This is a genomic window from Limnohabitans sp., assembly GCF_031538885.1.
In the GTDB taxonomy this organism is placed as follows: domain Bacteria; phylum Pseudomonadota; class Gammaproteobacteria; order Burkholderiales; family Burkholderiaceae_C; genus Limnohabitans.
Genome location: NZ_JAVKLW010000004.1, coordinates 1 through 26047, shown reverse-complemented (window position 1 = coordinate 26047; position 26047 = coordinate 1). Strand labels below are relative to the sequence as shown.

Below are 26047 nucleotides of genomic sequence, written 5' to 3'. Positions count from 1 at the left end.
CCTGAGGATTTGAATAAATGAAACACACGCACGTCATCTTTGCCGCCTGTTTGGCTTTATGCGGCGTTCAAATCGCCCATGCACACATCGTGCTGTCTGAACCGCAAGCGGTTGCTGGCAGTTACTACAAAGCCACGCTGCGGGTCGGCCACGGTTGCAATGGCGAATCAACTCGCGGCCTCGTCGTGCAAATCCCCACAGGTTTTCAAGGGGCCAAGCCGCAGCCCAAATTGGGTTGGACTCTCACCACCCGCAAAGCCAAATTGGACAAGCCCTACAACAGCCACGGCAAAACAGTGACTGAGGATGTGGTGGAGCTGCGTTGGACCGCGGCCAGCCAAGCTACCAATTTGCCAGATGATCACTTTGACGAATTTGCCTTCATGGGACGTTTGCCCGAGCAGGCTGGTCCCTTGTGGATCAAGATTTTGCAGACCTGTGAGAACGGTCAAAATGATTGGTCAGAGATCCCCGCCAATGGCACATTGACACGCGGTTTAAAGTCGCCTGCGGCGCTACTGGAGGTGCAGCCCAAGGCCGCGCACGAACATCATCACTAACCCCAAGGAGTTCATATGCAGTTTTCTAAACATCTCATCGCCGCCGCACTCACCACCGTGTGCACTGTTAGCGCGTTTGCACAAAACGTGGTCGTCACCGACGCATGGGCGCGCGCCACAGTGCAAGGCCAAAAGGCCACGGGCGCATTCATGACCCTCACTGCCAACGACAGTACCAAGCTGGTGGGCGTGAGCAGCCCCGTCGCAGGCGTGGCCGAAATTCACGAAATGAAGATGGACAAAGACGTGATGAAAATGGCAGCGTTGCCCAACGGCCTTGATCTACCCGCCGGTAAAGCGGTCAATCTCAAACCTGGTGGCTATCACGTCATGTTGATGGACTTAAAAGCCCCTTTGGTCAAAGACACCACCGTGCCTGTGACCTTGACGCTCCAAGACGTCAAAGGCGTGAAGTCCAACATCGAGTTGAAGGTGCCAGTGGGCATGCAAGCGCCCATGATGCAGCCACCCAAAGCGGGCGATCACCAGCACGGTGATCACAAGCACTGAGCTGTCAGCCAAGCGTGGGCTGAGGTTTGGTTTAATGTGACTTATACATACAGGAGACAGCCATGGCCAACCCTGCCAGTTTTGATTTCACCAAGTTCGTTCCAGGCTTTGACTTTTTGAAAAATCTCACGCCCGGTGCCAACACTTCCGCTGCCTCAGGCGCGTCAGGTTGGGTCGCCCCTACCTTAGACCCTGAAGAGCTCGACAAGCGCATTCAAGAACTCAAGACCGTCCAGTTTTGGTTAGAACAAAACAGCAAGGCTGTGGGCGCCACCATTCAAGCCCTTGAGGTGCAGCGCATGACGCTGAACACCTTGAAGGGGATGAACATGAGCTTGCACGACTTGGCCAAGTCACTCAAGGTCAAGCCGCAAGAGGCCGCAGAGGCTGCGCCGCCCAAATACACATTCACACAAGCCGCACCTGCACAGGCAGAGCCCGAGCCAGAAGCGCCCAAGGCACCACCTAAAGCCAGCAAGTCGCGCAGCAAAAAAGCAGCGGCGGCAGGCGTTGTTGATCCCTCGCATTGGTGGGGCGCGTTGACAGACCAGTTTCAGCACATTGCCAGACATGCCATGAACGACATGGCACACCGCGCCCACGCGCATGCTTCAACCGAAGCGGCCAAGCCTGCGGCGAAGAAGGCCGCAGCCAAACCCGCACCCCGCAAAGCCGTTGCCCGTAAAACCGTAGCCAAGCGATGAATCTTTTCCCCTACGGGCACGCCACCCATCCACAGTGGGAGATGGCCGCAGGTTTGGTGCTGGCGCAATTGCGCGCGCACATGGCCTTGCCCGAGTACGCGGATGCACCGTCGCTTGGGCTGCTCTACATCACGGACCGTTATGCCCAAGATGCGCAAGACATCTTGTCGCACCTGAGCGCCGAGCTGCCCGAAGTCACCGATTGGGTGGGCACGGTGGGCGTGGGCGTTGCGGCCAACAACGTGGAGTACTTTGACGAGCCTGCACTCAGCGTGATGCTGTGTGACATTTCGCCAGAGCACTACCGCGTGTTCAGCGGCGTGGCGCCTTTGGCGCAAGCGGGTACTTCACTCGGTGGCCGTTTTGTGCCGCACACCGCACTGCTCCATGCCGATGCGGGCACGCCTGATGTGCCCGAGCTGATTGCTGAATTGGCCCAACGCACGGCCAGAGGCTATGTGTTTGGTGGCTTGTCGGCCAGCCGAGGCGAGGTGGTGCAGTTTGCCCTCAATGGCGACGGCAATATGGCGGGCCAAGGTAAAGCCACAGGCGTGTTTCATGGTGGTTTGAGTGGCGTCGCGTTTGATGCCGAAGTGGCCATGGTGTCGCGTGTCACGCAAGGCTGTTTGCCTGTGGCACCAACGCACATCATCACCAGCGCAGACAACAACGTGGTGCTCACCTTAGATGGTGAACCCGCGCTGCATGTGTTGACGCGTGATTTAAAAATTAATTTGACCGACAAGCAACCTGCCATCGCCAAAGTGCGTACCACCTTGGTGGGTTTGTCAGATGCGCATGACCCCGCGGTGAAACGCACGGGCGAGTTTGACGACGCGGTACTGGTGCGCCACATCATTGGCATCGACCCCGAGCGTGATGCAGTGGCCGTGGCGCAACTGGTAGACGTGGGCATGCGCCTCACGTTTTGTCAGCGCAACGCAGCGGCCGCACGTGCCGACTTGAAGCGCATTTGTGCCGAAATTCGTGAGGCTTTAGAGCCTGAAGAAATGACCGCCGATTTGGCGAGTGCACTACGTGAAGACGCCAGCATCCACCCACACCCAGCCCGTCGCATGGCCGGTGCAATTTACGTGAGCTGCGCGGGACGTGGCGGCCCTCACTTTGGGGGTGAGAGTGCCGAGATGCACATTGTCCGTCGCACTTTGGGCGATGTGCCGTTGGTGGGTTTTTTTGCCAGCGGCGAGATTGCCCACCAAGCGCTGCATGGTTACACCGGCGTGTTGACGGTGTTCATCACTGAGGCTTGATTGCGCTGCTGCCTTGTGACGTGGTTTTAAACGCCGCGTGCGCGGTCTACCTTGAACTTGGCGCGGAACGCACCAAACTGGCCGACATCCAAAGCCTCGCGCACTTCGCGCATGAGGTTGAGGTAGTAGTGCAGGTTGTGGATGGTGGTGAGCATGGGGCCGAGCATTTCGCCGCAGCGGTCTAAGTGGTGCAAGTACGCACGGCTAAAGCCGCCACTGGTCGTGCCATCGGCGCGTGTGTGGCCTGCGCAGGTGTAGCAGGTGCAGGTGTTGTCGAGCGGGCCGTGGTCTGCCTTGTGGCGGGCGTTGCGAATTTTCAAATCCCCAAAGCGGGTGAAGAGGGTGCCATTGCGCGCGTTGCGTGTGGGCATCACGCAGTCAAACATGTCCACGCCGTCGGCCACGCCTTGCACCAAGTCTTCGGGCGTGCCCACGCCCATCAAGTAGCGTGGCTTGTTCTCGGGCAAGCGGTGCGGTGTGTGTGCCATGATTTCTAGCATTTGGTCTTTGGGCTCGCCCACGCTCACGCCGCCAATGGCGTAGCCGGGGAAGTTCATCTCCACCAAGGCGTCCAGCGACTCTTGGCGCAGGTTGGTGAACATGCCGCCTTGCACGATGCCAAACAGCGCGTTGGGGTTTTCAAGCCGTGCAAATTCATCCTTGCTGCGCGCGGCCCAGCGGCGACTCATCTCCATCGATTTGCGAGCCTCGGCCTCGGTGGTGCGATGGCCTTTGGTTTCGTAGGGTGTGCATTCGTCGAGCTGCATCACGATGTCGCTGTTGAGTGTGGTTTGAATTTGCATGCTCACCTCGGGCGACATGAACAGTTTGTCGCCGTTCACGGGCGAAGCAAACGTCACCCCTTCTTCGGTGATCTTGCGCATGGCGCCGAGGGACCACACCTGAAAACCACCGCTGTCCGTGAGGATGGGTTTGTGCCAACGCTCAAAGTCGTGCAGGCCACCGAAGCTTTGCATCACGTCGAGGCCGGGGCGCATCCACAGGTGGAAGGTGTTGCCCAAAATGATTTGTGCGCCCATCTCTTCGAGGCTGCGCGGCATCACGCCCTTGACGGTGCCGTAGGTCCCCACCGGCATGAAGATGGGGGTTTGCACGACGCCGTGGTTGAGCGTGAGCGTGCCGCGGCGGGCGTGGCTGCCTGCGTAGCTGCCGTCTGCGACAGGGGTGTCGTTTTTGAGAACGTCAAACTTCAACATGGTCGGTCTTTCAAGCAGATTTTTTCTCAATCAGCATGGCGTCGCCGTAGCTGAAGAATCGGTATTGGTGGGCAATGGCATGGCGATACAACGCATGCATGTGCTCAAAGCCTGCAAACGCGCTGACCAACATGAGCAAGGTACTCTTGGGCAAATGGAAGTTGGTGATGAGCACATCCACCACCTTGAACGTGAAACCAGGCGTGATGAAGATGTGCGTGTCGCCACTGGTAAACCCACTTTGCGCCCAGCTCTCTAGTGTGCGCACACTGGTCGTGCCCACCGCCACCACGCGGCCACCGCGTACGCGGCAATCGGCAATGGCTTGGATGGTTTCTGCGGGGATGTTGTACCACTCACTGTGCATGCGGTGTTCGGCCAAGTTCTCGGTCTTCACCGGCTGAAACGTGCCCGCACCCACATGCAGCGTGACGCTGGCGCGTGACACGCCTTGCGCCGCAAGCCCCGTCAGTACGCCTTCGTCAAAGTGCAGTGCGGCAGTCGGCGCAGCGGCTGCGCCCGGGTGCTTGGCAAACACAGTTTGGTAACGGCGCTCGTCCTCGGCTTTGTCTTCCTCGGTTTCGTGTTGCGCGTCAGCGGTGTTTTGGTGGCGGGCTATGTAGGGCGGCAGCGGCATGTGGCCGTACTGCTGCATGAGGGTGTGCGGTTCGTCGCTGAACTGCAAGCGAAACAGCGCTCCATCAACGGTCGGCCAGCGGCCCAAGAGCGTGGCGGTGAAGCCGCCGACTTGTGGCCCGCCGTTCATCAACAGCTCGGTCCCCACAGGCGGTTTTTTGCTCACCTTCATGTGGGCCACGACTTCGTGGTTGGTCAACACGCGTTCGACCAACAGCTCCAGCTTGCCTCCTGTGGGTTTCTCGCCAAACAGGCGGGCTTTCACCACTTGGGTGTCGTTGAACACCAGCAAGTCGCCGCCTTTCAGCAACGAGGGAAGGTCTTTGAAGGTGCGATTGGCAAACTCAGCCTGGCGGCCATCGAGCAAACGCGAAGCGCTGCGTTCAGAGGCGGGGTGCTGGGCAATCAGGGACTCAGGCAGTTCGAAATCAAAATCGCTGAGGGTATAAGTATGTGACATGCGCTTGAGGGCCGGACGGGCCCGTTCCAAGTAAAAACAGCCGTGATTTTCGCACGGCTGTTTGTATCTCAAGCGCTTCGAGGAAAAGACTTAAGGAAGGTCTGCACAAACAGGCACAATTTCACCTATGCAACACCCATTCGCCGCCTTCCCCGCCAACCGCCCCCGCCGTCTGCGCTGTGACGACTTCACACGTCGCTTGGTACGCGAACATGCGTTGAGCGTGAACGATTTGATCTACCCCGTCTTCGTGCTTGAAGGCAACAAACGCCGCGAAGCCGTCGCTTCCATGCCGGGCGTGGAACGCTTGAGCCTCGACTTGCTGCTGCCCGTGGCTGAGCAATGCGTCAAGCTCGGCATCCCCGTGATGGCGCTGTTCCCCGTCATCAGCGGCCACCTCAAAACGCCTGACGGCCTTGAAGCCACCAATCCCGAGGGCCTCGTGCCGCAGGTAGTGCACGAACTGAAAAAACGCTTCCCCGATCTCGGCGTGATGACCGATGTGGCCTTAGACCCCTTCACCAGCCACGGCCAAGACGGCTTGCTCGATGACACGGGCTACATCCTGAACGACGAAACCACAGCCCTACTGGTCCAGCAAGCGATGACGCAAGCCAATGCAGGCGTCGACATCGTGGCCCCCAGCGACATGATGGACGGGCGCATCGGCGCGATTCGCCAAGCGCTCGAAGCCACAGGCCACATCCACACCCGCATCATGGCGTACAGCGCCAAATATGCCAGTGCGTTCTATGGCCCGTTCCGCGATGCCGTGGGCTCTGCCGCGAACTTAGGCAAGAGCGACAAAAAGGTCTACCAAATGGACCCAGGCAACACCGACGAAGCCTTGCGCGAAGTTGCCTTGGACATTGCCGAAGGCGCGGACATGGTGATGGTCAAACCCGGCATGCCCTACTTGGATGTGGTGCGTCGCGTGAAAGACGAGTTCAAAGTCCCCACCTTCGCCTACCAAGTCAGCGGCGAATACGCCATGCTCAAAGCCGCTGCGCAAAACGGCTGGCTCGACCACGATGCCGTCATGATGGAAAGCTTGCTCGCCTTCAAGCGCGCAGGGGCCGACGGCGTATTGACTTACTTCGCCATTGACGCCGCGAAGAAACTACACGGCTTGGCTTGATGCACTTGCCAGAAATTCGTCTGTCGCAAACGCCCAGCGCATATTCTGTGGGCAGCGCTGACACTGGCCAAAACCTGGGTCACAAACGTGCGCCTGTGGTTGGATTTCCTATACGTGGCTGATACACGAGGGGTGGCGTTAACCCCGTGCGGCGTGCAGCACGTCGCGTGTTTGCAAGGCAACGCGGCGTGCGGCGTGCGCAAAATCGTCGCCCTTGGACGCATACAAAATCGCACGCGATGAGTTGACGATGATGGGGCCTGTCGTCTGCCCGTCCGTCACACGCAAGCCCGCTTTGACTGTGGCCACCACATCACCACCTTGTGCGCCTACGCCTGGAATGAGCAAGGGCAAGGTGGGGGCGAGTTCACGCACGCGCTCAATTTCCTTGGGGTAAGTGGCCCCCACCACCAAGCCGAGTTGGCCATTGAGATTCCACGGGCCTTGGGCCAACTTGGCGACATGCTCATACATCAACGGCTGGCCTTCGACGGAGGCAAGGCGTTGGTTTTGCAAGTCATCCCCGCCGGGGTTGGAGGTGCGGCACAGCAAGAACGCGCCTTTGCCGTGGTATGTCAAATACGGTGCCACCGAATCCCAGCCCATGAAGGGCGAGAGGGTGACGGCGTCAGCACCGTAACGCTCAAACGCCTCAATGGCGTATTGCTCGGCGGTGCTGCCAATGTCACCACGCTTAGCGTCCAAGATGATGGGCACATGAGGGGCGACGCGGCGCATGTGCGCCATCAAACGCTCCAACTGACCCTCGGCGCGGTGCGCAGCGAAGTAGGCAATCTGGGGTTTGAAGCTGTTCACCAAATCCGCCGTGGCATCGACGATGGCCGCGCAAAAGTCGTAAATCTTGTTCGAGTCACCTTTGATACGGTCTGGGAACTTGGTGGGTTCGGGGTCAAGGCCCACGCAGAGCATGGAATTGTTTTGGCGCTCGGCGCGCTGAAGCATGTCAAAAAAGGTCATGGCTAGATTTTAGAAGTCAAACACGCACGCGGAACAACACGACCAACTCACTCTGCTTTGAAATAAAAATGTATGAAGAGGTGCCTGTCATTTCTCCACCAAATGCCGCCACAGCAAATCTGCCATTTCATGGCTAGGATGGAAGGCTTGTGGTTTTTCTCGGTACGCACGGATTTCCATGACGGCCTCCAATGAAGGGCCGCTGGGCAAACGTACCTGAACCAATTTTTGCTCTCGCACTTCTTTTTGAACCGCACTGAGCGGCAAGAAGGCCACGCCATGTCCTTCCAAGGCCATGGCTTTCAAGCTCTCCGCCATGTCTGTTTCGTAAACACGATTCAAATGAACTGTGGTTTTGATGTCATTCAATAAAAAATCAACTACCCGACTGAGATAGGCACCGGACGCATATGCCAAATAGGGTGCGGACTTTCGTGCCGTCGCCGGTAACTCAAAGAGCGACTGCCCCGTTTGCGTTGGTTTGGCAAACGGCGCGAGCAATTCTTCGCCTAAGACGACCATATCGAACCGATCTGGGTCTAGCTGTAATGGCTGCGAAGGATGGTGGTACGCAATCAAAAAATCGCACCCCCCTTCCACCAAACGCAAAACGGCGTCGTGCACATTCAGCGCAGTTAGCCTGCTTTTAATTTCACCAAACTGATGCTGTAGCCCGGCCATCCAGCCCGGGAAATAGGTCAACGCCAGCGTATGCGGAACAGCAAACTCCACCACGTTTTGGTTGTCAGAGGCATGTCCGCGCAGCATGGCGCGCGAAGTTTGCAGCGATTGCAACATGTCTATGGCTTGCGCATGCAAGGTTTGGCCGGCCACGGTCAAGCGCGTTGGGTAAGAGCTGCGATCCACCAAGTCCACCCCCGCCCAAGCCTCTAGCGCCTGGATGCGGCGAGAAAAAGCAGGTTGCGTCACATGCCTGAGTTTGGCCGACTGACTGAAACTTCGAGTTTCAGCCAAGCTCACAAAATCTTCCAACCATTTAGTTTCCATGTCTCAAATTATGCGGCGCGGACACAACTGCATGCGCCATCTGCATATGCAAGTCTTGCATGACTTGTCTCGATCTTGGCCTTGGACATGGCTGGCTTGGTTCTTTAAGCTCACCAACACTTCTTACTTCACACCAAGGAAACGCCATGTCTTCAACTGATACACGCACGCACACCCTACCGTCTTACTTGCCCGCTGATGACTTAGGGCCTTGGGGGACTTACTTGCAGCAGGTGGATCGTGTCACGCCGTACTTGGGTTCGCTGTCGCGCTGGGTTGAAACGCTCAAGCGCCCGAAACGCATTTTGATTGTCGACATACCAATCCAAATGGACAACGGCACCATCGCGCACTTTGAAGGCTACCGTGTGCAGCACAACACATCACGCGGCCCTGGCAAAGGCGGAGTGCGCTTTCACCAAGACGTGACCTTGTCGGAGGTGATGGCACTGTCTGCGTGGATGTCTGTGAAAAACGCGGGGGTCAATCTGCCGTTCGGAGGTGCGAAGGGAGGCATTCGCGTTGACCCGCGTCAACTCTCGCATGGTGAGCTGGAGCGCATCACGCGCCGCTACACCAGTGAGATTGGCGTCATCATCGGCCCAACCAAAGACATCCCCGCGCCCGACGTCAACACCGACGACCGTGTGATGGCCTGGATGATGGACACCTACTCCATGAACGAGGGCAGCACCGCCACGGGCGTGGTCACGGGCAAACCCATTGCCTTAGGTGGCTCACTGGGACGCCGAGAAGCCACAGGCCGAGGCGTGTTCACCGTGGGTGTGCAAGCCGCTCAAAAAATTGGGCTTGAGGTGGCAGGCGCGCGCTTGGCGGTGCAAGGCTTTGGCAATGTAGGCGCCGTCAGCGCACAGTCGATTGCGACATCTTGATTCCCGCCGCACTGGAGCAACAACTCACTGAAGCAAACGCCACCCAAATTCGCGCCAAGCTCATCATCGAAGGGGCCAACGGCCCCACCACACCACAAGCCGACGACATCTTGGCCGAACGCAATATTCTGGTGGTGCCCGACGTGATCGCCAATGCAGGCGGCGTGACCGTGAGCTACTTTGAGTGGGTGCAAGATTTCTCCAGCTTTTTTTGGAGCGAAGACGAAATCAATGCACGCTTGGTGCGCATCATGCGCGAAGCCTTTGAGCACATTTGGCAGACAGCACAAACACACCAAGTCAGCTTGAGAACCGCCACCTTCATCGTGGCTTGCACACGCATCTTGCAAGCACGTGAGCTGCGAGGCCTTTACCCCTGATTGGCCTCGGCGCTCCCGCGCAGATGCGCCATGGCCAAGCACAAGTCTGCCCAGACCTTGGCCTTCTCTGGCAAATTGCGCAACACATAGGCGGGGTGGTAAGTCACCACCACGGGCAGGTTTTGGTATTGGTAGACGCGGCCCCTCAGCTTGCCCAAGGGCGTGGTCTCCACGTCAGGTACGGTGTCGCGCAGCAGCGCTTGCACCGCAAAGCGGCCCACAGCCAAAATCATTTTGGGTTTGAGCAAGACCACTTGACGCTCTAGGTAAGGCAAGCATTGCGCCACCTCTTCGGGCTTGGGGTTGCGGTTGCTGGGCGGGTGGCACTTGAGCACGTTGGCGATGTACACGCCACCGCCCTCCGCCGTGCGCGCGCCCGTGCGCGAGAGTTTCATCGCACTCAGCATGTTGTCGAGCAGCTTGCCCGCTTGGCCGACAAAGGGTTCGCCTTGCAAGTCTTCGTTCTCGCCAGGGGCTTCGCCCACGATGAGCCAATCAACTTGCGGGGCAAGGTCCGCCGCAGCAGGTGCGCCCACACCAAACACCGTGTTTTTGCGAGAGCCACAGAGCGCACAAGCTTGGCAGGCAGACACCGTGGTGTGCAACGCTGACCAGTCCATTTGGTCAATGCCTTCGGGGCGCTGAATGAGGATGGGCGCAGCCTTGGCTGCGGGTGCGGCGGCAGGCATGGAACGCGCCGCTGCTTGTTCATAGCCTGCGGCGTTCACCAAGGCCTGCGTGGCCAGTTCGCTGGCAGCGGCAAAGCTACGTGCTTCTTCGGCGTGGGCTTGCAGCACCACATCGGCAGGCGCAGAGGCTGAGACATCCACCGCCAAGGCCTCCACCACAGGCGCGCCCATGACGGCGGCTTCCGACATGGGCGACCACACGCGTACGCCCATTTCGGCCAGCATGGCGCGTTGGCGTTTGTCGAGGCGCAAGGTGTCGGTCATGGGTGCGTAGCTTACAGCTTGAACGACATGACCACCGCATGTTCGCGTTGGCCCTGGTCGGCGGAGTAATAATTTTTACGCTCCCCCACAGGTCGAAAACCGTAGCGCTCGTACACCTGCATGGCGTGGGTGTTGCCCACGCGCACCTCCAGCCACAGCCATTGGGCTTGACGGCTGCGCGCCCACACCGACAAAGCATCGAGCATGAGCACACCATAGCCTTGGCCCTGAAACTCGGGCGACACGGTGATGTTGAGCAAATGCACTTCATCCACGCCCTCCATGGCGACCCAGTAGCCTACCAAGGTGTTGCCCCCCATCAGCGCCAGCAGTTGGTAGCCTGATTTGAGGGAGCCGGCAAAGTTACCGCGTGTCCACGGGTGGGCGTAGGCGCTGTTTTCGATGCGCAGCACGTCGTCGAGCAGTGCCTCTGTCAACGGCTCTAGGCGGACTTCGGGTTTGAAAACGGCACTCATAAGGCGGCAGCTTGTTGCGCTTTGAGTTGCATGAGCTCGTCAGTGGTTTGCGCCACTTTGTCGCGGATGTAGAGCGGTAGCGCTTCTTCGGGGGGCACGGCGGCCCCTGTGGCCCACGCGGCGGGGGCCAAGCGCAACAGTGCGGCGGCGGTGGGCAAGGCCATCACTTGCGGGGCTGTCAGCGCAGCGGGCCAACGGCCTGCGTAAACGAGCCATGCGTTGCCTGCGGCGATGAAGGCTGGGCTTGAGTTTTGCGCAGCAGCATCTGCCCAATCAGCAGGCCAGTGCAAGGCCTCAGGGCTATGCAACTCGGGCTCTTGCACGCAGCGCCACGTGCCTTGCCTCTGGTTTGCTTCGCCCGCCGCATCGACAGCGTTTGGCACGAACTCATAGGCCGCCACATACACCTGCGCCATGCGCGCGTCCATCACGGCCAACACACGGGTCACAGGCGCAGCATCCCCTTTTGCAGCATTGGCCGTACGCGCCTCTTCAGCCACGGCCAGTAAGGTGTCGATGGGCAGCACGGGCAAGTTCGCGCCAAAAGCGAAACCCTGCGCAACCGAGCACGCCGTGCGCAAACCTGTGAACGCGCCCGGCCCACGGCCAAACACCACGGCTTGCAGATCGGTCAAGGCCAAGCCCGCTTCTTTCAACAGCGCCAAGGCCTGCGGAATCATGTGGGTCGACGTGAGCGCCCCCCCTGCGCTGGTGTGCGTCCAAGTCTGTGCGCCGCGCGCGACGGCGAGGGAAAGGGTGTCGGTGCTGGTCTCTAAAGCCAGCCACTGGTGGTGGTGCATGGGCTGGATTATCCCAGCCGTGATAATTTGCCCATGAACTGTTCGTACATGCCCACTTTGCGCTGGCGCACCCCACGCCGCCCACACGCGCGATGGGGGTTGACACGCTTGCGCCTGCGGTTGCCCTTGCGCTTGGCGTGTGCATTCGCTTTTGCCGCGCTGTGCGCCGCCTTGCAAGTACACGCCGCCCCACATGCCAAAGCCATGCGCAGCGAACCGCCCAAGCACACCACAGAGGATGTGGGGCAGTTACCGCCAGAAGTACAAGCGGCCCTGCAACGCGCCAAAGTGCCGAGCGAGCACTTTCATGTGATGGTGGTTGACGCACAGGCCAACAACGCCCCGCGCCTGAGCCACCAGGCGCAGGTGCGCGTCAACCCTGCCTCGTTGATGAAGCTGGCCACCACCATCGCCGCGCTGGACACGCTCGGCCCCGCGTTTGTGTGGCGCACCCCCGTGTATGTGGACGGCCCCGTGCGCGATGGCGTGCTGCAAGGCAACGTCTACATCAAAGGCAGCGGTGACCCACGCTTGGGGGCGGAACGGTTGTGGCTGCTGATGCGCCGCATTCAAGGCTTGGGCATTCAAAAGATTCAAGGCGACATCATGCTCGACCGCAGTGCATTCGACGTTCCGCCACGCGACGCTGCCAGCTTTGATGGTGAGCCTTTGCGGCCCTACAACGCCGCACCCGATGCGCTGTTACTCAACTTCAAATCGCTGCTCATTCAATTTGTGCCCGACCGCGCCGCCAATGTGGCGCGTGTGCAAATCGAGCCGCCCTTGGCCGGCGTGCAGTTCCCCGCCACCGTGCCCCTGAGCAATAGCGATTGCAGCGACTACCGCAGCGCCTTGCGTGCCGACTGGAGCGACCACACACGCATCCGCTTCGCAGGCAGCTTCCCCGCCGTATGTGGCGAAAAAATGTGGCCCATTGCCTATGCCGCACCCCAGCAGTTTGCACAACGCGCCATCGCGGGCATGTGGCAGCACGTGGGTGGCCAACTCAGCGGTCAAGTGCGTGAGGGCGCTGTCCCTGCCAACTTGCAACCGAGTTTTTATATTGAATCCGCCAGCTTGGCCGAGACCATCCGCGACATCAACAAGTACAGCAACAACGTGATGGCGCAACATGTGTTTCTCACCCTCAGCCAACAACAGCGCGGCGTGGGCAGCTTGGACAGCTCACGCGAGCTGATGCAGCGCTGGTGGCGCGAGCGTGTCGGTGGCGATGTACCCACCTTTGACAACGGCTCGGGCCTGAGCCGTGACGAACGCATCAGCGCCCAAGCCCTGGCGCGTTTGCTGCAAGTGGCGTGGGCCTCGCCCACCATGTCTGAGCTGATGAGCTCGCTGCCCGTGACAGGACTAGACGGCACGATGAAACGCAGCAAAGCGCAAGCCAGCGCCCACTTGAAGACAGGAAGTTTGCGTGATGTGGCAGGAGTCGCAGGCTTTGTGGACACGGCCAGTGGCAAACGCTGGGTGGTGGTGGCCGTGCTGCACCACGCCAACGCCAATGCGGCACGCCCTGCCCTAGACGCCGTGATTGATTGGGTGGCGCAGCAGCCCTGAACCACAAGACGTGACGTGCGCAGTATCTCACTGAGTATGTACAGCGCCTTCACCCTCGGCATCGCGCTGTGGCTGGCCTACGGCTTGCTGATTGAAGCTTGGCCTGTGGTGATCGCCAACGTGATCACCTTGATCTTGGCTGGGAGTATTTGGGTGATGCGTTTACGCTTTGGGCGCCAAGCATCGAAATAAATCAACGCCAACCGCTGCCTGTGGCCGCATACAAATAATTGGCAACCCAACGGTTACCTGCGGGCGTGAGGTGAATGCCATCGGCAAAAAGCATGGTGGTGTAACTTGTATTGGCATCATTGACATCACAACCGCCTATCAAGGTGACATTTGCTGCGGCAGCTGTACACGCAGGCGTGACGTGATTGGAAAACACCACTGATAGGCCCGCTGTTTCTGTCAAAAAAACAGGCGCCAAATTAGAAGCGTTTGCATAAATCACAGGGTTCGGACTGCGACCACCAAAGGCTGGACTGATGGTGCCCAAGATGGCGCTATTGAACGCATCCGTGGCGCCACTGATGCTTGGGTTAGCCAGCCCCCATGGTGTTTTTGAAACTTCAAGAACAGGCATGACCAAAATATGCGCCACGCCTAAACCCTGCAAGCGCCGAATCTGCCGAACCAATTCAGCAGGCGCGTTCACAAGATCATCACGCTCCTTCACATTAAACGTACCAATCGTGATGACCACCAAGTCGGTTTCGGAAAAAGCGCCCACCGACGTGATTTGCGCACTCAAATCTGCCACCTTTGCCCCGCCGCTCGCCGCACTCACCACATTGGATGTACCAAACAATGCAGCCACCTGCTCGACAACTGATGAGGTGGTGTGAGCGCCAGTGCGCACCGTAGGTGCAAGGCCACCAACGCTAGCTAATGCCGTACGGATGTCGTTGTACCCATCGCCCAAGCCAACCACGCGCTTAGGCACGAAAGGGTCCACCGTCTTACTGGATCCGCACGCAAAAAGCATGGTCGTCAGGGCAACAACACACAGCGTTTTTAAAGTGCGACTAAAAATTTTATTCATCAGAGATTCTCTTTGAGTACCGTCTTAGTTTAACGAGTTGGCGTTGCCGCCCGCGTCAAGCGGTCACGCACCCCCGCCCAGGCAGGACTTTGGGGCGGCGCCTCCACCCAGATCTGGGCGACGCCTTGGGCATCGAAGTCACGCAACTGGGCAAAGAGTTGGTGGGCGCAAGCTTCAGGGCTTTGCGGCATGGCCTTGCACGTGAACTGAGCGGCCTTATGGGCAGGCACATGCAAAGCGCTGCGCGACCACACGGCCACCGTGGCTACCCCCGTGTCAACGGCAGGCAGGGTAGGCGCAAAGAAGGTGTCGAGCGCTTGTTGCAATTCGGTGGCGGCCAGCAACCGCACTTGGGCGCTTGGCGCGTAATGCGACGCCAAGGTGCCCGAGGCACGGGGCGCATCCGCCTCTGGTGCAGTAGGCACGATCACGTCCACACCACCCGCTTGACTGAGCTGCTGCGGCGTCAATACACCGGGGCGCAGCAACACGGGTGCAACACGGGTGCAATCGACGATGGTGGACTCAATGCCCACATCACACGGGCCACCATCGAGGATGAGCAAGCTGTCGCCAAACTCGCCCGCCACATGCGCCGCAGTGGTGGGGCTGACACGGCCAAACAAATTGGCACTGGGAGCAGCCACACCCAACACACCCAAGGCTTCGGCCGCTTGCAGCACCGCATGGGCTGTGGCATGCGATGGGCAACGCAAGCCCACCGAGTTTTGTCCGCCAGCGGCGACCGCTGCCACGTCCGAGCGACGCGGCAAGATGAGGGTCAAGGGGCCGGGCCAGAAAGCATCCATTAACTTCTGCGCAAACTCAGGCACATGGCTGGCAAAACGCGCCACGCCTTGGACACTGGCCACATGCACGATCAGCGGGTGGTCGGCTGGGCGGCCTTTGAGTGCAAAAATTTTTGCCACGGCTGCGTCGTTGCCTGCGTCTGCGGCCAAGCCGTAGACCGTTTCGGTGGGCAGGCCCAACAAGTCGCCGCGCTGCAAGGCTTGTGCCGCAGCAGCGATGGCGTGGGGAGATTGGCCGTCAAGAATCATGGGCACCCAAAGAGATGGCTTGATGCAGCACAACGCGCGGCAGGGACACCGTTAAAACGGTGCGATGCCCAAAATAGCAGCGGCCTGCAAAGCCACCGCACGGGCGGCCTCTGGCGTGGCCGCCGTGATGTTGAGGTGGCCCATTTTTCGGCCCATGCGCGCTTCGCGTTTGCCGTACAGGTGCAAGTGCGTGCCAGGCAGCGCCAACACCTGGTGCCAAGCGGGCTCGGTCTGCAAAGAATTGGGTTCTGACCCCGATTGTTTAAACCACAGGTCGCCCAGCAAGTTGAGCATGAAGGCGGGGCTGTGTTGGCGGGGCTGAGTCAAGGGCAAGTCGGCCATGGTGCGCACTTGCAATTCGAACTGCGACACATCGCAAGCGTCTTGGCTGTAGTGGCCGCTGTTGTGGGGGCGAGGGGCGATTTCGTTGACGACCAACTGACCCTCTTGCGCCGAATTGGCCAACACAAAAAACTCGACGCACAACACGCCCACATAGCTCAGCGCTTGTGCCACGGCCTTGGCCGCGGTGATGGCTTGCTGTGCCAAGGCCTCGGGCACATTGCCCGCAAACACTTCGGTCACCGCCAAGATGCCATCGCGGTGCAGGTTGCGTTGCACGGGCAGGTTGACCATCGCGCCATCGCGGCCACGCGCCACGATGACCGAACACTCGCTGGCCAAGGGCAGCATTTTTTCCAACACGCAGGGCACTTGGCCCAACTTGGCCCAACCCGCATTCAACTCGTCACGCGTGGCCACGCGCAACTGACCTTTGCCGTCATAGCCCATGCGGGAGGTTTTCAAAATACCCGGCAACAACGTGTCGGCCTGGGCGGCATTGGCTGTCACTGCAAGTAAATCCGCCAATTGCGCCGGCGTGTCAATCACCGCATGCGGGGCCACAGGTACGCCGCAGTTCACGAAGTGGGCTTTCTCACGCGCACGGTCTTGCGCCACCGCCACAGCCGATGCCGCGGGTGACACGGATAAGGTGGCCGCGAGTTGCGCCAGCGCGCCGGCAGGCACATTCTCGAACTCGGTGGTCACTGCTTGGCACACCGCAGCGAGTTGCTTCAAACCTGCGGGGTTTAAGTAATCGGTGTGGATGTGGCGATGGCTCACCAAACCTGCGGGGCTTTGCGCATCGGGGTCGAGCACTGCGGTAAGAAAGCCCATGCGCTGCGCGGTATGCGCCCACATGCGGCCCAACTGGCCACCGCCCAACACGCCCAAAGTGGAGCCGGGCAGCAAGGGTTTCAAAACGTCGCTCATACGGGTGGCAACGTCATGTTGCGCGCCACTTCGGTTTGCGCCACGCGGAAGGCGTGCAGCTTTTCGGCCAAGGCAGCGTCGGTGGACGCCAGCAAGGCCACGACAAACAGTGCCGCATTGGCAGCGCCCGCATTGCCAATGGCAAAGGTGGCCACAGGAATGCCTTTGGGCATTTGCACAATGCTGTGCAACGAATCCATGCCTTGTAAATGCTTGCTGGCTACGGGCACACCCAAGACGGGGACAATGGTTTTTGCAGCCAACATGCCGGGCAAGTGCGCAGCACCGCCAGCCCCTGCGATGATGGCGCGCAAACCTCTGCTGTGTGCGGTATCCGCGTAAGCAAACATATCGTCTGGCATACGATGGGCAGAAACGACGCGGGTTTCAAAAGAGACGCCAAATTCTTGGAGAATCTGGGCTGCATGTTGCATGGTGTCCCAATCGGAATTGGAACCCATGACGACGCCGACTTGGCACTGAGTCATGATGAAGGCTGTGTGTGAGCAAAAACGAATTTTAAGACGGGACCCCCATGATTGATGTGACGATGGAAAATTTCGAGGCCGATGTGATTGCGGCTTCTCAAACCACCCCTGTACTGGTGGACTTCTGGGCGGACTGGTGCGGCCCCTGCAAATCGCTGGGTCCCGTGCTGGAAAAGCTGGAAATCGCTTATGAGGGCCGCTTCCAACTGGTGAAGATCAACGCCGACACCGAACAGCAGCTGGCTGGCGCCTTTGGCGTCAAGAGCCTACCCACCTGCATCTTGCTGATGGGTGGCCGCCCCGTCGATGGCTTCATGGGCGCCTTGCCCGAAGGGAAGGTGCGTGAGCTTTTAGACAAGCATTTGCCCTCTGTGGGCGAATTGACCGCGCAAGCCGAGGCACACGAAGCTGAAACATTGCTGCAAGCGGGCGATGTGCAAGCCGCACTGCACAAGTTGCAAGAAGCCCTGTCGCTCAACCCCAGCGACGAAGAGGCGCGCTACAACTTCGTCAAGCTGCTGATCTCCGCGGGTCACCTCGATGAAGCGGCGGCGGCATTGGCGCCCATGTTGGCGCAAATCCCATTGCAACTGCGCTTTGATGCTTTGCATTACTGGTTGCAAGCGCTGGAGTTCGTCAACATTGACCCACGCGGTGGCTGGACCTTGGCGCAGTTTGACGAGCTGATCGCCAAAAACAAGCGTGACTTCGAAACCCGTTTGGCCAAAGCCCGCACACACATCGCAGCAGGCCAGATGGAAGCGGCGATGGAGGAGCTGCTGGAAATCATCATGCGCGACAAATCGTGGAACGATGGCGTAGCGCGCAAAACCTATGTGGCCATTCTCGAATTGCTCACCCCACCTAAACCCAAAACGGACGATGCCGCCTTCGGTAAAACTGCAGGCGGCATCGAGTTAACGGGCAAAGCGACGGTGCCAGAAGACCCCATGTTGGAGATGATTTCTCGCTACCGCCGCAAGCTGAGCATGGCGTTGAACTGATCGCGACAAAAAGGCTCAGTCCTTCAACCGCCCCCAAGCCTCTTGGTACTTGGCGGCGGTTTGGGCAATCACCTCTTGCGGCAAGTGCGGTGCGGGGGGTGACTTGCTCCAGGGCTTGCCTTGCACTTGGGCTGTTTCCAGCCAATCGCGCAAGAACTGTTTGTCGTAGCTCGGTGGGTTCACGCCGTCTTTGAAGCTCTGGGCGTAGCTGTCGGCTGGCCAGTAGCGTGATGAATCGGGCGTGAGCACCTCGTCCATCAATACCAAGTCGTTGCTGGCATCCAAACCAAACTCAAACTTGGTGTCGGCAATGATGATGCCTTTGGCCGCCGCCACGTCACGCGCAGTCTCATAAAGGGCGATACTGACGATTTTGATTTTCTCGGCCAAGCCGCTGCCAATCATCTCGACCACCTGCTCATACGTGATGTTCTCGTCGTGGTCGCCCACAGAGGCTTTGGCGGCGGGTGTGAAGATGGGCTCGGGCAACTTGCTGGCGTTTTTCAAACCTTTGGGCAATGGCACACCACACACCGCTTGGTTCGCTTGGTATTCCTGCCAGCCGCTGCCTGCCAAATAGCCGCGCACCACAGCCTCAACGGGGATGGGCTTCAAACGCTTGACCAACATGGAGCGGCCAGTCACCTGAGCCACTTCGTCGGCACGTACCACGCTCTCAGGTGCTTCGCCCGTGAGGTGGTTGGGACAAATGTGGCCGAGCTTGCCAAACCAAAACAACGCCATTTGGGTGAGCAGTTCGCCCTTGCCTGGAATGGCCTCGCCCATGATGACGTCAAACGCGCTGATGCGGTCAGAGGCCACCATCAAGATACGGTCATCACCCACGGCATAGTTGTCGCGCACCTTGCCGCGTGCGAGCAAAGGCAAGGAGGTGAGCGCAGAGGTGTGCAGTGCTGTCATAGAAGTTAAATTATTCTGGCGATTACGCCTGATCATTGAGTGAGCTTGGAGAACACAAGCAGCGTAGCCAATGGCTTACTTAATCATTTCCACAAGATTAATTCCTTTGGGCATCACCAAAATTCCTTGTGGACTTTTTCCGGTCGTAAAAATTGTGTGCCAAAAATTATTGTTTGCCTTCCCACCAAACACCGTCTCAGAAAGGTCTTTATTCGCCCACAAAGGCAACTCCGCAAGACTGCGAATGAAATTGCGAATGTTGTTCCAAAGCTGCTCGGGGAAAGGATTTTGAAAGAGGCGCTCTTCTTGAATAGGTTTGCCCATATTAATGAAGTAGTTGTATGCGATTTGCTGGACAAATTTCAACCAGTTGTAAACCACCTCTTCCTTACTCATTCGAAATGCCCTCAGATGAGGCAAAGCGAATTGCTCACCTTTTTGCAAGCGACTTTCAATCTTGTCGGTTCCTATGTCACTGTCGAATTTTCCGATGTATATCTCTTCCGCAATTACATTCATTAACCGAACAATTTGTGCCGTCTCCAACTCCCGAGGATTTTCTGCGCTCTCCAAGCCGTAATCCAAACGGGACTCGAGCACTTCTTGATAAACAAAAAACGAGTAAAAGGTTTTATCAACTGAGCTGTAAGAGAGGGGGCGCTCTTTGCCTCTGCCACCATAGTCGATGAAGTCACGTAGCTTGTTATCTGGCGAGGACGTCACCGCGTCACGTACTGCGTCCAAGATATACCGCTTCATTTCTCTAGACTGTCCTTTGTAATGATTGACTAAATCACGCTCACTAAAACTTAAATCGTCTTGAGCTCGTTCGGTCTCCAATCTGTAACGATCAATTCGATCTCGATAAAGCGTACTGCCTAAGTGTCGTTGAACAGATTTATCAAAGGCGACTTGCTTAAGTGATGTGCCCGCGTTGAAATTTGTCGTAATCAGCGTGTCTGCTTCTGGATCAATGAACACACGCACTGGCAACTCCTGAACTCCCAACATAATTTGAGCCGCCGCTTTATGCTGCCCATCAAAAACATGAACCGCGCTCTTGCCATGCGAGGAAGTCATCCACGCCAAAGGAATGTGCAACTGTGGTCGTCGTTGATGAAACTCCTCTACCAGTTTTCCGATATTGGCGCCAATAGGACGCGGGTTAATTCGATCGTCATGGCGTAAGTAGCGAATTGGCAATTTCACAAAAAAGTAGCGAAAACCACTAAGTTCATCTTGATGCACAGGCAACGCTCGAATCGTGTTATCCCCCGCATCATTCAATGTGAATTCAATTAAGTCGCTCGACAGCTTAAACGTCAACTCAGCCTTGCCACCACCCGCTTGTTTCAAAATATCACTGAGATTCGGGCTTCGATTTTCGGATTCAAGCGCTTCTTTCAATGAAACAAATCGCTGCAAAATTCGCGCTACTTCTAAGTGAGTAGCTTGCTTTGAACGATTACAACTGGCATGCGTCAACGCAAAGTTGCTGGAGTCATCTCGACCACCTGCCTTAAGAGGAATCACATGGTCTACATCTAAGCCGTCTTTGTGTAGAACCAAATCCATTGATTTTTCACAAATAAAACAATTCCCATGCTGCACGACCCAAAGTTTTTGCTCTAAGTCACTACGCTCTTGGGCGCTTAATCGGTTCAAAAATAAAGACGCCATCGCTTCTACTCTGCTCGCGCTTATTTCACCAACTGAGCGAGTTCGCCCTTGGCGTAACGCGCCGCCACCACCAAGAGGCTGTCGCCCTTGACCTTGCTGCCTTGGCCTTCGCAACCGAACTCCAAGTAGCGTTGCTTGCAAATGTTCATCGCCGCTTCACGTGCGGGCTTGAGCCACTCGCGGGCGTCGAATTTTTCTGGGTTCTCAAACATGAACTTACGGGCCGCCGCCGTCATGGCCAAACGGATGTCGGTGTCGATGTTGACCTTGCGCACACCGTGCTTGATGGCTTCTTGGATTTCAGACACGGGCACGCCGAAGGTCTGCTTCATCTTGCCGCCGTACTGGTTGATCATGGCCAGCAGGTCTTGCGGCACGCTGCTTGAGCCGTGCATGACCAAATGGGTGTTGGGGATGCGCGCGTGAATTTCTTTGACGCGGCTGATGGCCAAGATGTCGCCCGTGGGTTCGCGTGTGAATTTGTACGCGCCGTGGCTGGTGCCAATGGCAATCGCCAAGGCGTCGAGCTGGGTGGCTTTGACAAACTGGGCGGCTTCTTCGGGGTCGGTCAGCATTTGGCTGTGATCGAGTTTGCCCTCGGCACCAATGCCGTCTTCCTCACCGGCTTCACCGGTTTCCAAGTTGCCCAAACACCCCAATTCGCCTTCGACCGACACACCCACTTTGTGCGCCATGGCTACCACTTGTTGGGTGACTTGCACGTTGTAATCAAAGTTTGCTGGGGTTTTGCCGTCTTCCATCAACGAGCCGTCCATCATGACAGCGCCAAAACCGAGGTCAATCGCGCCTTGGCACACCTTGGGCGATGTGCCGTGGTCTTGGTGCATGACCAAGGGAATGTGTGGGTAGGCTTCGGTGGCGGCTTGGATCAAGTGCTTGATGAAGGGCTCACCGGCGTATTTGCGTGCGCCCGCGCTGGCTTGCAAGATGACGGGGGCACCCACGGCGTCCGCAGCGGCCATCACGGCTTGGACTTGCTCCAAGTTATTGACGTTGAACGCTGGAATGCCGTAACCATGCACAGCCGCATGGTCCAGAAGTTCGCGCATTGATACGAGTGCCATGGGGAATCCTCAAAAATTAAAAACGTGTCATCACTGCCGACAATTTTAAATCGGCCGCTTGTCTGCCCGCTGACCAGCTCAAAAGTCAGTCAGCGCCAGCAACAGGGGGTGGGCATGGCGATCGGTTAGCGCACTTCGCAAATGCGCAGCATATTGGTGCCACCGGGCGTGCCCATGGGGTCACCGCAAGTGATGGCGTACACATCACCCGTGTCCACGATTTCGCGCAACTTCAAGTGCGCTTCGGCTTGGGCCAAGGCGGTGTCGCGGTCGGCGCTGGTGTCCATGAGCAAGGGGCGCACATTACGGAACAAGGCCATGCGGCGCTGCGACGCCACCTTGGTGGTCACCGCGTAAATCGGAATATGAATGCGGTGGCGGCTCATCCACAGCGCGGTCGAGCCCGATTCGGTCAAGGCCACGATGGCCTTGGCCCCCAAGTGGTGTGCCGTGAACAAGGCGCCCATGGCAATGGTTTGGTCAATGCGGGTGAAGGTTTGGCCTTTGAAATCGGCGTCCAACTCCACGTCTTCGGCGGCTTCGGCAGCGGCGCAAATCTTGGACATTTCTTGCACGGTTTCGAGGGGGTATTTGCCGGCAGCGGTTTCCGCGCTCAACATCACGGCGTCGGTACCATCGAGCACGGCGTTGGCCACGTCGCTCACCTCGGCACGGGTGGGCACGGGGTTGGTAATCATGCTCTCCATCATTTGGGTGGCGGTGATGACCACCTTGTCGTGTTGCCGCGCCAGCTTGATCATGCGTTTTTGCAGCGCAGGCACTGCGGCATTGCCCACTTCCACCGCCAAGTCACCACGCGCCACCATGATGCCGTCGCTGGCACGCAAGATTTCGTCCAACAGCGGTATGGCCTCGGCGCGCTCAATCTTGGCAATCAAGCCTGGCTTGTGCTTGTATTCAGCGCCCGCCACATTGGCGAGTTGGCGCGCCATTTCCATGTCGGTGGCGTTTTTGGGGAAGCTCACGGCAAGGTAGTCAGCCTGGAAACTCATCGCGGTTTTGATGTCGTCCATGTCCTTGGCGGTCAAGGCTGGGGCGGTCAAGCCACCGCCTTGTTTGTTGATGCCTTTGTTGTTGGACAGCTCGCCGCCCACCTTGACGGTGGTATGGACTTGCTCGCCGCGCACCGTGTCGACGGTCAACACAATCAAGCCGTCATTGAGCAGCAACAAGTCGCCAGGCTTCACGTCGCGCGGCAGCTCTTTGTAGTCGAGGCCCACGCCTTGCAAGTCGCCGGGTTCGGTGCGTGAGGCGTCGAGCACAAACTTGGCACCGTTCTCGAGCATGACCTTGCCGTCCACAAACTTGCCCACGCGAATCTTGGGGCCTTGCAGGTCGGCCATGATGGCCACCTCGCGGCCCGCACGGGCTGCGGCTTCGCGCACAAGGCGGGCGCGGTCGATGTGGTCTTGGGCTTTGCCGTGGCTAAAGTTGAGGCGCACCACATTCACGCCGGCGCGGATCATGGCTTCAAGCAAGGCAGGGTCGCTGGAAGCGGGGCCTAAAGTGGCAACAATTTTGGTGGCGTGACGGGCCATGACTGTGTCTCCGGATGGGTGTTGTTTGCGGTGATTCTCACACGTTTGAAATCGGGCAAAAAGCATGCTTTTCCGCTCGTTTTAGCCTTTGGCTTGTAGGGCGTTCACTTGTAAACACTTGGTTCATCACGTAAACAGCGATAATCTGCTATCAATTGATGCAAATCAGTGCGCATCATCCAAGCTCACCTAAGATTCGTCACCTATGACCACAACTATCCAACCCATCCTCCCCGGCGAACCCATGCCACACCGCAAAGTCATGCGCGAGTGGTTGATTCCTTTGGCGGAGCGCACCACCGCGCTGGCCATCGTGATGCTCGTCGTTGACTACGTGCTGTGGGGTGCCCTCATGGCTGGTACCGTGTTGTTCGAATCTTGGTGGGCCAAGCTCTTGAGCGGCTGCGCTGCGGGTTTCGTGATTGGCCGCTTGTTCATCATCGGCCACGATGCGTGCCACCAAAGCCTCACCCCGCACCGCAACCTCAACAAGTGGTTGGGCCGCATCGCCTTCTTGCCCTCATTGACCGCCTACAGCCTGTGGGACATCGGCCACAACGTGGTGCACCACGGCTACACCAACCTCAAAAACTTCGACTTCGTGTGGGCCCCTTACACCCCTGAAGAGTACGCCGCGTTAAGCACGGGCGCGAAACTCAAAGACCGCATCTACCGCAGCGGTTGGGCGCCTGGCCTGTACTACATGATCGAAATTTGGTGGAACAAGATGGTGTTCCCCAACGAAAAGAACATGCCCACACGCCGCCCCATCTTCATGAAAGACTGCTTGCTCATCACCGCCTTTGGCGCTGCTTGGGTGGCTGCCATGGTGTGGGCTGCGATTGCCACTGAACAAACCATTGGCTACATTTTGTTGATGGGCGTGGCGGTGCCCTTCTTCTTCTGGGTCACCATGATTGGTTTCGTGGTGTATGTGCACCACACCCATGTGGACGTGTCTTGGCACGAAGAGCGCACAGGCTGGTCAAAGGCTTCGCCTTTTGTGTCTACCACAGTGCACTTAACCTTCCCGCTCAACATCGGCGCCTTGATGCACCACATCATGGAGCACACCGCGCACCACTTGGACATGAGCATCCCCCTGTACAAGCTCAAGCAAGCACAGAGCAAGCTCGAAGAATTGCTGCCAGAGCGCATCATCGTGCAGCCGTTCTCTTGGCGCTGGTACTTCCAAACCGCACGCGACTGCAAGCTGTATGACTTCAAGACCGACAGTTGGACCACTTACGATGGCACCGTCACCAGTCCCCGCGCGATGAAGACGGCTTAATCGCCAAGCCACTCTAGGCACCGCAAGTTCAGATGAATGAATTGCGGGGCTTTTTTTCGGAGGTTTGGTTCACTACACCTTAGGCACTGCAAGCAGTTATTAGTTTTTGCTTGGCGCCGTCTAATTCGTGCAAACCTGCTCGCCCGCTGAGGCCCGCTTAAAGCAGTTCATGGGTGGCTTGGTTGGTGCGCCATCTAATTGGGGGAATGGCAGCGTGTGACGCTCTTTCATTTGCTTGTCCCATTCGCGCATCTCTGCTTTGCCACGCTGTTGACACTCTTGCACAGCTGAATGATCTGGTAACGAATCGCAGCGCCTGGACTCCAGAGGAAAAGCTTGCACGCCTTGGGCGTACCCGATCAGAGGTGAACAGATCGCAAGCGCACCAGCAAGCTTCAACACCATCTTGTGAACCGTCAAAACTGCCATCAATCACCCGAAGCGCGTCGCATCAAAATCTCAAACGCAGGCAAGGTCTTACCCTCCAGCACTTCCAAGAAAGCACCGCCGCCCGTCGAGATATAGCCCACTCGGCTTTCAATGCCGTACTTGGCAATCGCCGCCAAGGTGTCGCCACCGCCTGCAATGCTGAACGCGCTCGATTCGGCAATGGCGTGCGCAATGGTCTTTGTGCCGTGCTCAAACGCCGCAAACTCAAACACGCCCACAGGGCCGTTCCACACAATCGTGCCGGCTTGCTTGAGTTGCGCAGCCAGCTTGGCGGCTGTCTCTGGGCCGATGTCCAAAATCATGTCGTCGTCAGCTACGTCGGTGGCTTTCTTCACGGTGGCCACAGCATCTGCTGCAAAGGTTTTGGCTGTGACCACATCGGTGGGGATGGGCACCGCGATGCTGGCGTCGCCCATCTTCTCGCCGCGTGACTTCATCAACGCGATCACCGCTTTGGCTTCGTCCACCAAGTCGTGCTCGACCAAGCTCTTGCCAATGTTCAAGCCCGCGGCCAGCATGAAGGTGTTGGCAATGCCGCCACCCACGATGAGCTGGTCCACGTTGCTGGCCAAGCTCTTGAGGATGGTCAGCTTGGTGGACACCTTGCTGCCCGCCACGATGGCGGCCAGTGG

General features: G+C 58.1%; 25 protein-coding genes and 1 pseudogene. 10 read left to right on the top strand and 16 right to left on the bottom strand.

Features of this window, described 5'->3' with window-relative positions:
* The first annotated feature begins 17 nt into the window (after positions 1 to 17).
* The 4 genes from RMS03_RS00320 to RMS03_RS00305 all read left to right on the top strand — a co-directional run bounded on the left by RMS03_RS00320 (position 18) and on the right by RMS03_RS00305 (position 3045).
* A complete protein-coding gene (locus RMS03_RS00320; RefSeq protein ID WP_310625138.1) occupies positions 18 to 560 on the top strand; it encodes a YcnI family protein in 543 nt (180 codons plus the stop codon).
* 15 nt (positions 561 to 575) lie between these two features.
* Positions 576 to 1070, top strand: coding sequence for a copper chaperone PCu(A)C (locus tag RMS03_RS00315; protein WP_310625137.1), 495 nt, complete (start codon positions 576 to 578; stop codon positions 1068 to 1070).
* Positions 1071 to 1132: 62 nt separating this feature from the next.
* Positions 1133 to 1774: a PhaM family polyhydroxyalkanoate granule multifunctional regulatory protein gene (locus RMS03_RS00310; RefSeq protein WP_310625136.1), complete on the top strand. Its 642-nt coding sequence runs from the start codon at positions 1133 to 1135 to the stop codon at positions 1772 to 1774.
* Positions 1771 to 3045: an FIST N-terminal domain-containing protein gene (locus RMS03_RS00305; protein ID WP_310625135.1), complete on the top strand. Its 1275-nt coding sequence runs from the start codon at positions 1771 to 1773 to the stop codon at positions 3043 to 3045. Before RMS03_RS00310 ends, RMS03_RS00305 begins: the two co-directional genes overlap by 4 nt.
* Positions 3046 to 3071: 26 nt before the next feature.
* On the opposite strand, the gene tgt is transcribed toward RMS03_RS00305, so the two are convergent.
* Positions 3072 to 4262: a tRNA guanosine(34) transglycosylase Tgt gene (gene tgt / locus RMS03_RS00300; protein WP_310625134.1), complete on the bottom strand. Its 1191-nt coding sequence runs from the start codon at positions 4260 to 4262 to the stop codon at positions 3072 to 3074.
* A gap of 10 nt (positions 4263 to 4272) precedes the next feature.
* Positions 4273 to 5358: a tRNA preQ1(34) S-adenosylmethionine ribosyltransferase-isomerase QueA gene (gene queA, locus RMS03_RS00295; RefSeq protein WP_310625133.1), complete on the bottom strand. Its 1086-nt coding sequence runs from the start codon at positions 5356 to 5358 to the stop codon at positions 4273 to 4275.
* 127 nt (positions 5359 to 5485) lie between these two features.
* Here queA and hemB point away from each other — a divergent pair, with 127 nt between their 5' ends.
* Entirely contained in the window at positions 5486 to 6496 is a 1011-nt protein-coding gene (gene hemB / locus RMS03_RS00290) for a porphobilinogen synthase (RefSeq protein ID WP_310625132.1), read from the top strand.
* Between the two features lie 138 nt (positions 6497 to 6634).
* Here the strand turns inward: hemB and pyrF are convergent, their stop codons facing one another.
* A complete protein-coding gene (pyrF, locus tag RMS03_RS00285) occupies positions 6635 to 7474 on the bottom strand; it encodes an orotidine-5'-phosphate decarboxylase (protein ID WP_310625131.1) in 840 nt (279 codons plus the stop codon).
* A gap of 87 nt (positions 7475 to 7561) precedes the next feature.
* Positions 7562 to 8482: a LysR substrate-binding domain-containing protein gene (locus RMS03_RS00280; RefSeq protein ID WP_310625130.1), complete on the bottom strand. Its 921-nt coding sequence runs from the start codon at positions 8480 to 8482 to the stop codon at positions 7562 to 7564.
* Positions 8483 to 8628: 146 nt separating this feature from the next.
* On the opposite strand from RMS03_RS00280, the pseudogene RMS03_RS00275 reads away from it, so the two are divergent.
* Positions 8629 to 9755, top strand: a pseudogene (locus RMS03_RS00275) (Glu/Leu/Phe/Val dehydrogenase).
* On the opposite strand, the gene RMS03_RS00270 reads toward RMS03_RS00275, so the two are convergent.
* From RMS03_RS00270 to tsaB, 3 genes are read right to left on the bottom strand one after another with little or no spacing between them, the layout of a single operon-like run.
* Entirely contained in the window at positions 9746 to 10708 is a 963-nt protein-coding gene (locus RMS03_RS00270) for a uracil-DNA glycosylase (RefSeq protein ID WP_310625129.1), read from the bottom strand. The pseudogene RMS03_RS00275 and the gene RMS03_RS00270 sit on opposite strands and share 10 nt — an antisense overlap.
* Before the next feature lie 11 nt (positions 10709 to 10719).
* A complete protein-coding gene (rimI, locus tag RMS03_RS00265; RefSeq protein ID WP_310625128.1) occupies positions 10720 to 11184 on the bottom strand; it encodes a ribosomal protein S18-alanine N-acetyltransferase in 465 nt (154 codons plus the stop codon).
* Positions 11181 to 11984 (bottom strand): tRNA (adenosine(37)-N6)-threonylcarbamoyltransferase complex dimerization subunit type 1 TsaB, encoded by an 804-nt coding sequence (tsaB, locus tag RMS03_RS00260; RefSeq protein ID WP_310625127.1) that lies wholly within the window; start codon positions 11982 to 11984, stop codon positions 11181 to 11183. The genes rimI and tsaB overlap by 4 nt, the downstream gene beginning before the upstream one ends.
* Positions 11985 to 12188: 204 nt before the next feature.
* On the opposite strand from tsaB, the gene dacB reads away from it, so the two are divergent.
* Positions 12189 to 13559: a D-alanyl-D-alanine carboxypeptidase/D-alanyl-D-alanine-endopeptidase gene (dacB, locus tag RMS03_RS00255; protein WP_405023473.1), complete on the top strand. Its 1371-nt coding sequence runs from the start codon at positions 12189 to 12191 to the stop codon at positions 13557 to 13559.
* A 15-nt stretch (positions 13560 to 13574) separates the two neighbouring features.
* On the top strand, positions 13575 to 13751 hold the full coding sequence (locus RMS03_RS00250) for a hypothetical protein (protein ID WP_310625125.1): 177 nt from the start codon (positions 13575 to 13577) through the stop codon (positions 13749 to 13751).
* 1 nt (position 13752) lies between these two features.
* Here the strand turns inward: RMS03_RS00250 and RMS03_RS00245 are convergent, their stop codons facing one another.
* The 4 genes from RMS03_RS00245 to purE form a co-directional block, all read right to left on the bottom strand.
* Positions 13753 to 14505 (bottom strand): SGNH/GDSL hydrolase family protein, encoded by a 753-nt coding sequence (locus RMS03_RS00245; RefSeq protein ID WP_310625124.1) that lies wholly within the window; start codon positions 14503 to 14505, stop codon positions 13753 to 13755.
* A gap of 128 nt (positions 14506 to 14633) precedes the next feature.
* Positions 14634 to 15662 carry an L-threonylcarbamoyladenylate synthase gene (locus RMS03_RS00240; RefSeq protein WP_310625123.1) on the bottom strand — a complete coding sequence of 343 codons (1029 nt, stop codon included), beginning with the start codon at positions 15660 to 15662 and terminating at the stop codon, positions 14634 to 14636.
* Positions 15663 to 15713: 51 nt separating this feature from the next.
* Complete coding sequence (locus RMS03_RS00235) at positions 15714 to 16937, bottom strand: 5-(carboxyamino)imidazole ribonucleotide synthase (RefSeq protein WP_310625122.1); 1224 nt, start codon at positions 16935 to 16937, stop codon at positions 15714 to 15716.
* Positions 16934 to 17425, bottom strand: coding sequence for a 5-(carboxyamino)imidazole ribonucleotide mutase (purE, locus tag RMS03_RS00230; RefSeq protein ID WP_310625121.1), 492 nt, complete (start codon positions 17423 to 17425; stop codon positions 16934 to 16936). The genes RMS03_RS00235 and purE overlap by 4 nt, the downstream gene beginning before the upstream one ends.
* Positions 17426 to 17472: 47 nt before the next feature.
* Here purE and RMS03_RS00225 point away from each other — a divergent pair, with 47 nt between their 5' ends.
* Positions 17473 to 18429, top strand: a complete 957-nt coding sequence (locus RMS03_RS00225; RefSeq protein ID WP_310625120.1) for a tetratricopeptide repeat protein — start codon at positions 17473 to 17475, stop codon at positions 18427 to 18429.
* A 15-nt stretch (positions 18430 to 18444) separates the two neighbouring features.
* On the opposite strand, the gene RMS03_RS00220 is transcribed toward RMS03_RS00225, so the two are convergent.
* From RMS03_RS00220 to pyk, 4 genes are all read right to left on the bottom strand, one after another.
* Complete coding sequence (locus RMS03_RS00220) at positions 18445 to 19350, bottom strand: phosphoribosylaminoimidazolesuccinocarboxamide synthase (protein WP_310625119.1); 906 nt, start codon at positions 19348 to 19350, stop codon at positions 18445 to 18447.
* Positions 19351 to 19425: 75 nt separating this feature from the next.
* Complete coding sequence (locus tag RMS03_RS00215) at positions 19426 to 21030, bottom strand: HNH endonuclease signature motif containing protein (protein WP_310625118.1); 1605 nt, start codon at positions 21028 to 21030, stop codon at positions 19426 to 19428.
* Between the two features lie 20 nt (positions 21031 to 21050).
* Positions 21051 to 22115, bottom strand: a complete 1065-nt coding sequence (gene fba, locus RMS03_RS00210; protein WP_310625117.1) for a class II fructose-bisphosphate aldolase — start codon at positions 22113 to 22115, stop codon at positions 21051 to 21053.
* Positions 22116 to 22240: 125 nt separating this feature from the next.
* Entirely contained in the window at positions 22241 to 23674 is a 1434-nt protein-coding gene (pyk, locus tag RMS03_RS00205) for a pyruvate kinase (protein ID WP_310625116.1), read from the bottom strand.
* Between the two features lie 205 nt (positions 23675 to 23879).
* Between pyk and RMS03_RS00200 the strand changes: the two genes are divergently transcribed.
* The gene (locus RMS03_RS00200; RefSeq protein WP_310625115.1) at positions 23880 to 24965 is read left to right on the top strand and encodes a fatty acid desaturase; all 1086 of its coding nucleotides are present in this window, start codon (positions 23880 to 23882) and stop codon (positions 24963 to 24965) included.
* 428 nt (positions 24966 to 25393) lie between these two features.
* Here the strand turns inward: RMS03_RS00200 and pgk are convergent.
* Positions 25394 to 26047 (bottom strand): phosphoglycerate kinase (pgk, locus tag RMS03_RS00195; RefSeq protein WP_310625114.1); only part of this gene is annotated, 654 nt, incomplete at its 5' end.